Origin of the sequence: Aneurinibacillus aneurinilyticus ATCC 12856, from assembly GCF_000466385.1 — a bacterium.
In the GTDB taxonomy this organism is placed as follows: Bacteria; Bacillota; Bacilli; order Aneurinibacillales; family Aneurinibacillaceae; genus Aneurinibacillus; species Aneurinibacillus aneurinilyticus.
In genome coordinates this window covers 1-9566 of the sequence record NZ_KE952818.1, presented here as the reverse complement: position 1 = coordinate 9566, position 9566 = coordinate 1, and the positions used below count along the sequence as shown (strand labels likewise).

General features: G+C 46.2%; 10 protein-coding genes and 1 riboswitch. Of the genes, 9 read left to right on the top strand and 1 reads right to left on the bottom strand.

The features are described from left to right. Positions 1-162: 162 nt before the first annotated feature. From HMPREF0083_RS15160 to HMPREF0083_RS15140, 5 genes are all read left to right on the top strand, one after another. Positions 163-696 (top strand): hypothetical protein, encoded by a 534-nt coding sequence (locus tag HMPREF0083_RS15160; protein ID WP_021622404.1) that lies wholly within the window; start codon positions 163-165, stop codon positions 694-696. A 172-nt stretch (positions 697-868) separates the two neighbouring features. Then, positions 869-1049, top strand: a riboswitch (SAM riboswitch). A 152-nt stretch (positions 1050-1201) separates the two neighbouring features. Then, positions 1202-2410 (top strand): methionine adenosyltransferase, encoded by a 1209-nt coding sequence (metK, locus tag HMPREF0083_RS15155; protein ID WP_187374800.1) that lies wholly within the window; start codon positions 1202-1204, stop codon positions 2408-2410. A 193-nt stretch (positions 2411-2603) separates the two neighbouring features. After that, the gene (locus tag HMPREF0083_RS15150) at positions 2604-3788 is read left to right on the top strand and encodes a sensor histidine kinase (RefSeq protein WP_040302976.1); all 1185 of its coding nucleotides are present in this window, start codon (positions 2604-2606) and stop codon (positions 3786-3788) included. A gap of 15 nt (positions 3789-3803) precedes the next feature. Beyond that, complete coding sequence (locus HMPREF0083_RS15145; protein ID WP_148315981.1) at positions 3804-4520, top strand: response regulator; 717 nt, start codon at positions 3804-3806, stop codon at positions 4518-4520. Between the two features lie 201 nt (positions 4521-4721). Further along, positions 4722-5102 carry a hypothetical protein gene (locus HMPREF0083_RS15140; RefSeq protein WP_021622398.1) on the top strand — a complete coding sequence of 127 codons (381 nt, stop codon included), beginning with the start codon at positions 4722-4724 and terminating at the stop codon, positions 5100-5102. 71 nt (positions 5103-5173) lie between these two features. Here the strand turns inward: HMPREF0083_RS15140 and HMPREF0083_RS15135 are convergent, their stop codons facing one another. Beyond that, positions 5174-5638 (bottom strand): tetratricopeptide repeat protein, encoded by a 465-nt coding sequence (locus HMPREF0083_RS15135; RefSeq protein ID WP_040302975.1) that lies wholly within the window; start codon positions 5636-5638, stop codon positions 5174-5176. A gap of 194 nt (positions 5639-5832) precedes the next feature. Here HMPREF0083_RS15135 and HMPREF0083_RS15130 point away from each other — a divergent pair, with 194 nt between their 5' ends. The 4 genes from HMPREF0083_RS15130 to HMPREF0083_RS26460 all read left to right on the top strand — a co-directional run bounded on the left by HMPREF0083_RS15130 (position 5833) and on the right by HMPREF0083_RS26460 (position 9515). Beyond that, a complete protein-coding gene (locus tag HMPREF0083_RS15130; protein ID WP_021622395.1) occupies positions 5833-6066 on the top strand; it encodes a SpoVT/AbrB-like protein in 234 nt (77 codons plus the stop codon). Positions 6067-6069: 3 nt separating this feature from the next. Continuing rightward, positions 6070-7635, top strand: a complete 1566-nt coding sequence (locus HMPREF0083_RS15125; protein WP_021622394.1) for an ATP-dependent helicase ComFA — start codon at positions 6070-6072, stop codon at positions 7633-7635. Between the two features lie 201 nt (positions 7636-7836). Continuing rightward, positions 7837-8592 (top strand): ComF family protein, encoded by a 756-nt coding sequence (locus HMPREF0083_RS15120; protein ID WP_021622393.1) that lies wholly within the window; start codon positions 7837-7839, stop codon positions 8590-8592. Between the two features lie 80 nt (positions 8593-8672). Next, positions 8673-9515, top strand: coding sequence for a hypothetical protein (locus HMPREF0083_RS26460; RefSeq protein ID WP_021622392.1), 843 nt, complete (start codon positions 8673-8675; stop codon positions 9513-9515). The last annotated feature ends 51 nt before the right edge of the window (positions 9516-9566 follow it).

The following is a 9566-nucleotide window of genomic DNA, read 5'->3' as shown; positions in this document are numbered from 1 at the left end:
GCCCGTTTGGGGCACGGTGTGGTGGCGATCTACTATGAATTATACTGGATAATCAACACCCCTTGGGTAGAAATATCGATTTAACTTGATGAATCGATATGATCTTCTGTCTTTGGCTTTCTGCTATACTTAAAATAAACATATGAGGGACGGAGGTGCGATATGGCGGAAAAGATGGATACCATTCTGCAGATGCTGGAGCAGATGAACCAGCAGATGGACAAGGGTTTCGGAGAGGTGAATGAACGGATTGGTAAACTGGAATCCGAAACAGCTGGTAATACAGAGCGGTTAGAACGCATGGAAGAAAGAATGATTTCAATGGAAGGAAGAATGAGTGCTGTAGAAAAGACGATTCTTTCGATGGATGGCCGACTGAGTTCCGTGGAAGAGACAGTTGCGTCGATGGATGGCCGACTGAGTTCCGTGGAAGCGGCGGTTGCCTCGATAGAAGGCAGAATGGGTACTATGGAGGAGACAATTATCTCAGTGGAAGGTCGGTTGGACAGAATGGAAGGCGATATCACGATTATCAAGGATGCGGTTGTCCATAATCTTACTGAAACGAGAAGCCATGTTAAGCACTTTGAAAAAATGCAGGAGAGACAGCAGCGTGTCATTGAACTTCTTTCTTTGCGGGCGTTTGAGCACGAAGCGGACATTAGAGACATTAGGCGAATGTTAAATCATCAATAGTATATGCAATATATGGAAGGATGGCATACGCTGTCCTGCTTTTTGACTGTTTGCATACAGTTCTCCACCGACTCAGTATACCAGAATGTCCCTTTGCCCGCCTTGTTTTCTCCGCTTTTTGCATGTTGACATGACAAGAGAAATAAGATATCCTCAACTAGAACGGAAGACCCTTATATCCCGAGCAGGCGGAGGGACTGGCCCGATGAAGCCCGGCAACCACACCGCGCCTCCTGTGGAAGAAGATGCAGAGAGCGAACAGCTCCTAACAAGTAAAGCGCTTCCCGGACGCGATGAACGGTGCTAACCAGCAGAATGGTATGGCACATACATGCTTTTCTGGATGATAAAGGGCAAAGAATGAGTAAAAAACGAACCCTTTTCCAGAGCGCACAATAATGGAAAAGGTTTTTTTACTGCTTTGCGACAAGTTTGGGGAGGGAGTACCGTATCTTGGTAAGACCATCCATGAATCATGGTTATAAGGAGGTACGTGAATATGACGCTGAAGAAGGGCCGTCATCTCTTCACATCAGAATCGGTTACGGAAGGACATCCGGACAAGATTTGTGACCAGGTTTCTGATGCAATTCTCGATGCAATTCTCGACAAAGATCCAAACGCACGCGTAGCGGCGGAAACTTCCGTAACGACAGGTATGGTACTTGTAGCAGGCGAGATTACAACAAGCTGCTATGTAGACATCCCGAAGGTGGTTCGTGAAACCATCCGTGAAATCGGATATACGCGCGCTAAGTACGGCTTCGATGCTGACACTTGCGCGGTGTTGACTTCTATTGATGAACAATCTCCTGACATTGCACAGGGTGTTGACCAGGCGCTTGAAGCGCGTGAGGGTCAAATGACGGATGAACAAATCGAGGCAATTGGTGCTGGTGATCAGGGCTTAATGTTCGGATTCGCTTGCAACGAAACGCCGGAATTGATGCCGCTTCCGATTTCGTTGGCGCACAAGCTGTCTCGTCGCCTGACGGAAGTCCGTAAGAACGGTACGCTTGCGTACTTGCGTCCGGACGGAAAAACCCAGGTTACAGTGGAGTATGAAGGCGATAAGCCGGTACGTGTAGATACGATTGTTATCTCTACGCAGCATGACCCGGCCGTCTCTCTGGAGCAAATCCAGGAAGATCTGAGAGAACATGTAATTAAGCCGATTGTTCCGGCAGAATTACTGGATGATGCTACGAAGTATTTCATTAACCCGACAGGCCGTTTTGTTATTGGCGGACCGCAGGGTGATGCCGGTCTTACCGGTCGTAAAATCATCGTTGATACGTATGGCGGGTATGCTCGTCATGGCGGCGGCGCATTCTCAGGTAAGGATCCGACAAAAGTAGACCGTTCCGGCGCGTATGCTGCCCGCTATGTAGCTAAGAACATTGTAGCGGCGGGATTAGCTGAGAAGTGTGAAGTTCAAGTGGCTTATGCGATTGGTGTAGCGCAGCCTGTTTCCATCAGCGTAGATACGTTCGGTACTGGCAAAGTGGAAGAGGACATCCTTGTGCAGCTTGTTCGTAAACATTTTGACCTCCGTCCGGCTGGCATTATTAAGCAGCTTGACTTGCGTCGCCCGATGTACCGTGGAACAGCTGCGTATGGACATTTCGGTCGCAATGACCTAAATGTACCATGGGAACAAACAGACAAAGCAGAAATCCTTAAGAAAGAAGCATCAGAATTGTCTGCTCGTTAATAAAATAGGACTAAAGACCCATCGCTTCAATAGTGTATGGGTCTTGTTTTGTTTATTTGGGATGAATGGTACAATAGGTAAAGAGTTTTTGTTCTCCTTACCTATAAAGTGGGAACAAGCCCAGAGAAGAGAAGCGTAGAAGGTAACAATTGGGATGGTACTTATTGGCTAATGGAATAGGAAGGGGATGTACATGGCCGAGGCCAACATTAATATCCACGTACTCGATGAAGTCATGGAGCGTACAATTTCATCGGTGGAGCAAAGTAAAGAGAAAATTTTCGACATTGCAGAGAATGCGCATAAAGAGCGCAATCACATTAGCCTCGAACTGGAAGCCCTGAAGGATGAAATTGAAAGGGTGATTACCCAGACGGATCACCTGGAGATAAAAGCAAGACACGCACGCCAGAAATTGGCAAACATTAGCCGCAGCTTTCGCCAATATAGTGAATCCGATATTCGCGAAGCCTATGAAGAAGCCAGCCAGATGCAAATTAAGTTATCGCTATCAAGAGATAAGGAATTGCGCCTCAGGCAACGTCGGGATGAACTGGAGCGCCGCCATCGAAACATCCTGCAGACCATCGAGAAGTCAGAGAACTTGATTTCCCAGATAGGTCTTGTACTAAACTACTTGCAGGGCGATTTGCGAAAGGTAGGAATTGCTCTGGAATCGGCCCAGCAGCAGCAACTGCTCGGGATTCAGATTATCCAGGCGCAGGAAGAAGAGCGCAAGCGGGTAGCTCGTGATATTCATGATGGTCCTGCTCAATCAATGGCGAATGTGACATTACGAAGTGAAATTGTTGAGAGAATGCTGAATCAAAATCGAATCGACGAGGCAAAGGTAGAACTCCGGTTATTAAAAGAGCTTACAAGGGCAAGTCTTGTAGATGTAAGGAAGATTATCTTTGACCTGCGTCCGATGGCTCTCGATGACCTCGGACTGGTGCCTACGCTTCGTAAATATTTAGAAGAATATCATAAACGCCATGGTATCCATGTGAAGCTTACATTGCTTTCCCCGGAACGCCGCCTGCAGAATTCAATTGAAGTTGCCGTTTTTCGTCTGATTCAGGAGTCTCTGAACAATACCGCGAAGCACGCGCAGGCCAAGCATGTGGAAGTGCGGCTGGAGTTTAAGCCGAACGAGGTCCACTCGATTGTCACAGACGATGGCGTTGGATTCGATCAATCAACGAAAGCAGAACGGCCACAATTTGGAATTATGGGGATGAAGGAAAGAGTGAAACTTTTACAGGGCAAGATGCTCATTCGTTCTAAGCCCGGAAAAGGGACAAGCGTTCTTTTCCATATTCCTCTTCGCATTCAAGAGAAAAATAATAATCATAGTAATGAACAAACAACACCTTAACATATGGAGGTTAGTATGACGGACCAAAAGATTTCGATTTTACTTGTAGATGACCACAAATTGTTTCGTGAAGGCGTGAAGCGTATTCTAGAGATGGAAGAGAGCTTCGAAATTGTTGGGGAAGCGTCGGATGGAGAAGAAGCTTGTCAGATGGCCGCAGATTTCCAACCAGACGTCATCCTAATGGATATTAATATGCCGAAGATGACCGGCGTACAGGCGACACAGCGCATTAAGGAACGTGCTCCTGAATCGCGTATCATTATCCTGTCCATTCATGATGATGAGAACTACGTATATAAGTCCCTGCGTTCCGGCGCTGCGGGCTACCTGCTGAAAGAAATGGATTCTGACGCGCTCATCGATGCGATTAATTCGGTGGCTGCAGGTGAAGCCTATATTCATCCGAAAGTAACCGGCAAGCTCATTAGCGAGTTTCGTCGTCTAAGTACCATTGAGCATAGCCATGATGAGAACGTACTGCTTAGCGATGTGAGCGAGCTTGGAGGAACCGATAAGGAAAGCAACATTCTGGCTCTGACACCGCGCGAGCGCGAAGTATTGCAGCTAATGGCAGAAGGAAAAAGCAACCGCATGATTGGTGAAGAATTGTTCATCAGTGAAAAAACGGTTAAAAACCATGTTAGCAGCATTTTGCAAAAACTAGATGTACAAGATCGTACACAGGCGGTTGTTATGTCGATTAAAAACGGTTGGGTTAAATTATCCTAACCTTTGTCAAATAGAAGGCCTGGAACGTTTGAAAGCAGCGTTCCAGGCCTTTTTGTTGTTAGCATATGGAGTTCCATTCCTAAAGCGCTTACAGGTGAGAGGAGTAATTAAGAAACCAAGCCCAATTATGCAAACGGCTTAATTAATAGCACATTGTAGGCATATAAAGCATATCTTATAAGCAAGAGGGAGGGGAATGCGATGGAGATATGGCCGATTCTTGGCATCACCTCTGCGGTTTACCTGCTTGGCACTTGGCTTATCGTATGGGTAGGTTCGTTTTTGTTTGACCGCACGCCCCCTGCGATTCATCGGTCCGCCCATACGCAGGATACATCGTTGCCTGTTTTGCTCCTGCTTGAAGATATGGAAGAACAGCTAGAATATGCGATTCGACATACGCTATGGACTTCTACTGTAAAAGGGATTCCGCTTCGAGTTTATTTGCCGCAGCAAGAAACTGTGCATCCGATTCTTTTACTTATCCGGCGCAACTGGCCCGATTTACAGCTGGAGCACACAGACTTACAGCCGGACGCCTTTCCGCCAGGGACATGGTTGTTTGATGTACGTCATGCATAAAAAAATGAGACTCCTTTATTGAGGTTGTCTCATTTTTTGTGGGGGAAGTAAAGGAAAAGCATGTGGTGGGCCTATCGTAAAAGAACTCCAAAGATAAATAACAAAAGCACCAAATAAGAAACCATGACAGCCTTCATTGTTTGAAGTAAGGACAGGCCTTTTTGTCTTCGATCTGCTCGCCGCATTTCGCGGAGGGCCTGCAGAGCGAGCTTCTGCCGATGCGCTTCCTGCCTGCGACGCAGAATAGCCAGAGCACCAACTGCTGCTTCAAAATGGGGATCTACTTGGATTGCCCGATGATAATAGTTCTGAGCTTTTTGTATATCACCCTGTTTCTCGCATGTTCGCCCAAGATGGTACAACGCTCGTACGTTATGGCGATTGCAGCGAAGCAGCTTTTCATAATATGCCGGATCGGTCGTATTAATATAAAGGGAGCGAGCGTGTTGACCAGACATGACTTTTCGGGTTCGCTTCCAAAATGATTCGCGCGTGGGAGACGGGTATGTGTGATGTATAGGGGCCTTGTTCATCATATATTCACCTCTTGTTCCCCAGTCTGTCCGATTATTTGTGCTGTCAAACAGAAAAATATGTCGAAATAGACATAAATTTAGACGCTAAAAAAAGAAAATTTTGCAAATGAAAAAAGGAAAATAATGGATGATGGCGAAATGTAGATGTACAGAAGTCGAATACATAAAAACTATTAAAGGAGGTTTATTATAGCATGAGAAAAATTTCACATGCTCGTCTTGACGAAGAAGGAAGAGTATTGCTGCCAAATGAAATGTTGGAGGAGGTGGGTATTCGGCTGAATGATTTCGTTCTAATTAAAAAAATGGACAACGGACAATTGTGTATTCAAAAATACCAAGGTTCAGAAGAAATAGAGGGGCAGTGTGTGATGGAGCTTGCTCCTGCAGTCGCTGAAGAAGATGAGTTGTACGGTCGTAAAGAGTGAATCATGAAGGAAGAGTGGCTTGAGCGCATATGTCAACGCTTACAGGGCCGGGCTTTACTAGAGGAAGAAGTTAAGTGGGCATTACGATCTTGGGAGAATGAACTGAAAAAGCTGGAAGATAAAGAGATGGATGATTTGCTTGGGCTGCTTGTCGTTTCTGGAAAAGTTCAATGCACTGCATCTTTGGAGGCAATTTCAAAAGAAGGAGAAGAGCCGTTCTTCTCCTTCTTTGCTTGGATGAAGCGAATGCTTCGATTTGGGAAAGAAAATGCGAAGCTGGCGTACCATTGCAATCGATGTGGCGCCGACGAAAGAGATATTCATCTTGTCTATTGTCACCGTTGCCGGGGAGAGTGTGCATACTGTAGACGTTGTCTTGTTATGGGACGAAGCAGTTGCTGTGTTCTATATTATTTGTTTCCTTGTAATAGACGAAAAGCGAAGCAAAGCATTCATGCAGAGACGGCCCTTCATTCTTATCCGCAGTTAACCGAAGCCCAATGTGCAGCTGCACGGAGTGCGCTGGAATTTTATGAAGGGCCGAGCGATGAAAAACAGGAATTTCTCGTTTGGGCGGTATGTGGTGCAGGAAAGACGGAAGTTATGTTCCCGTTGCTGCGCTATTTGCTGGAAAATGGGCGAAGCGTGCTATGGGCGACGCCGCGTCGTGATGTTGTGCTAGAGCTTGCGCCCCGGTTGCAACGAGCGTTTCCAAATTATGCATTAGCGGTGCTGCATGGTAACACACCACCGCAAGAAAAGTGGAACGCCGATCAGCTTGTATTGGCGACCACGCATCAGGCGCTTCGATTCTATCGAAGATTTGATGTCGTCATTATGGATGAGGTTGATGCGTATCCGTATACAAGCGATGATATGCTACCGTTTGCGGTGAACCGTGCTCGGACATTATCCGGCAAGATCGTTTATCTAACAGCTACTCCGCGACCTGATTACCAAAAACGAATGCAGAAACCCACAAACCATAAGGATTTTCTTCCTCATGTGAAAATTCCGGTTCGCTATCATGGGCATCCGCTTCCTGAACCAGTCATTTGCCGGGAAAGTAAATTAAACAATCGTTTAAGGACCAGAAAGCCGATTCATACATTACTCTCATTCATAGAGAATAGCGAGAAAAGAGGCAGGCCTGTATTTATTTTTGTTCCTGCCATTCGCCAGCTTCCTATATTGTATGACTATATTTTAGCGCACAATGAAAACTGGAAGACAAAAGCCGCTACTGTTCATGCGTCCGATCCAGAACGAGAAGCTAAAGTCATGGCTTTACGGGAAGGCAGGCTGCAGGCATTGTTGACAACAACCATTATGGAACGGGGTGTGACGCTTTCCGGTATTCAAGTATTAGTATGCCAGGCCGACGCGCCAGTGTTCGACGAAGCGGCTCTTGTTCAGATTGCGGGCAGGGCTGGCCGTTCAGCCTCTGTTCCAGACGGCCAAGTCATCTTCATGGCGGAAGAAGTAACGGGGGCCATGAAGGCTGCCATTCGGCAAATTAAGAAGATGAACCGTCTGGCTCGGGAGCTTGGCTATATAAGTTACACTTGATATTTTGACATGATAGCGCGGTTGGAAGTAGGAGATCCGAGAAAAGAAGAGATTGGACGCGCCCTACGATTCGGCAGAAGAAAGGCCAGTGTGTCTTTTTCCGGCCTCTGATTTTCTCCATCGTTTTCGTACTTCCTACCACGGGAGGTTGTCGATTCATCAAGTCAGATATATATAGACATAAACGTAGGAGGCAAGTAGATGAATGGTTGGCAAAGTGTTGTTAACGGGATATTGAATCTGCTGTATCCGTCATTGCCTCTTTGTTCCTTGTGTGCCCAACCTGTACGCTATGTTGCACAAGGGGCGGGAGAAAAGGGAGGTACAGTGCCACTGTGCGCTGTATGTAAGGAACAATTTGCGTTTATTCTAGACAATATATGCAAATTGTGTGGTCGTCCGTGGATTGCGGATACTGTATGCGAGGATTGCGCGCGCCGTACGGAGCGATATATTCATTATTCGCGTAGTGCGGTCCGTTATAATGAGGCAATGAAAGGCCTGCTGGCACAATATAAATATCGCGGTGATCGAAAATTGGCAGACGTTATGGTCTCCTTATTGCTGCGCGCCTGGCGTTTGCATTATGCCGGAATGAAGGTAGACTGTCTTACTTATATCCCACTGCATGAAGCACGGCTGCTTGAACGAACATTTAACCAGGCGCAGGAAATGGCATGTCTGTTAGCGCATGAAGTGGGTGTGCCGTTATACGGTTTATTGGAGAGAAAGAAGGCTACCGAGAAGCAGAGCAAGCAGGATCGTACAAGCCGTCTGAATGCGCTACAGAATGTATTTCATTTTTCGCCGGAGGAGGCGTTTATGCTTCCTGACTGTCCAGTTATTGTACTTATAGATGATGTATATACTACAGGTGCAACGTTGGCAGAGGCAGGACGTGCGATTAAGGAAGGGATACCGCAAGCGAATGTGTACGGGCTTACGGTAGCGAGATAGTAAGGGATAGGCGGGCTTAAATATGAGGTTAAGATCGTGGTACACTTAAAAGAAGTGAGAAGGTAAGGGGAGTCACGCGAATGAGTGCTCAACTCGATAAAATTCTAGAAGCTGTCACAGGTATTCATGTGCGAATGGACCGCTTTGAAGTAGAACAAAAAACGCTGCGACATGAAATGAATGAGCGGTTTTCAGAGATGGATAGGCGATTTGACGATGTAGCTAAAGAGTTTAGTGTTGTACATGAGAAATTTGCCGAAGTAGATCGACGATTTGATGAGATGGACAGGCGGTTTGTGGAGGTAGACCAGCGTTTTGATGGGATAGACAGGCGGTTTGTGGAGGTAGACCAGCGCTTTGATGAGATAGACAAACGGTTTGTAGAGGTAGACCAGCGATTTGATAAGATAGACAAACGGTTTGTAGAGGTAGATGGGCGTTTTGATGAAATAGACAAACGATTTGTGAAGGTAGATCAGCGCTTTGATGAGATAAACCGCCAATTTACTGAAGTGGATCAGCGATTTGATGGTGTAGCGGAAGAGTTCGGTGTCATACATGGGAGACTCCTTGAGATCGATAGGCGATTTGATGATGTAGCAGAAGAATTTAGCATCATGCATGGGAAATTCGTCGACGTGGATCAGCGTTTTGATGATGTGACGGTAGAGTTTGGCATAATGCATCTAAAGTTTGCTGAAACAGATAAACGGTTTGATGGGGTAACAGCGGAATTTGGCTCCATACATGGAAAGTTTGAGGAGATCAAACAAATCATAAGCGATGCCCAGGTGAAAAATCTGGAAAGCGATAACCTCATTCTCCGAGAGATTGGTCAGTTGCGTGAGGAAGTACGGTATGCTATCGACACATCACATGAGAACCGCGAGCAAATTCACCGCCTGAAAAATAGGCTGGGATAGAATCAGGATAAAAAAAGCAAGGGTGTTGATTATCCAGTATAATCCAAAGTA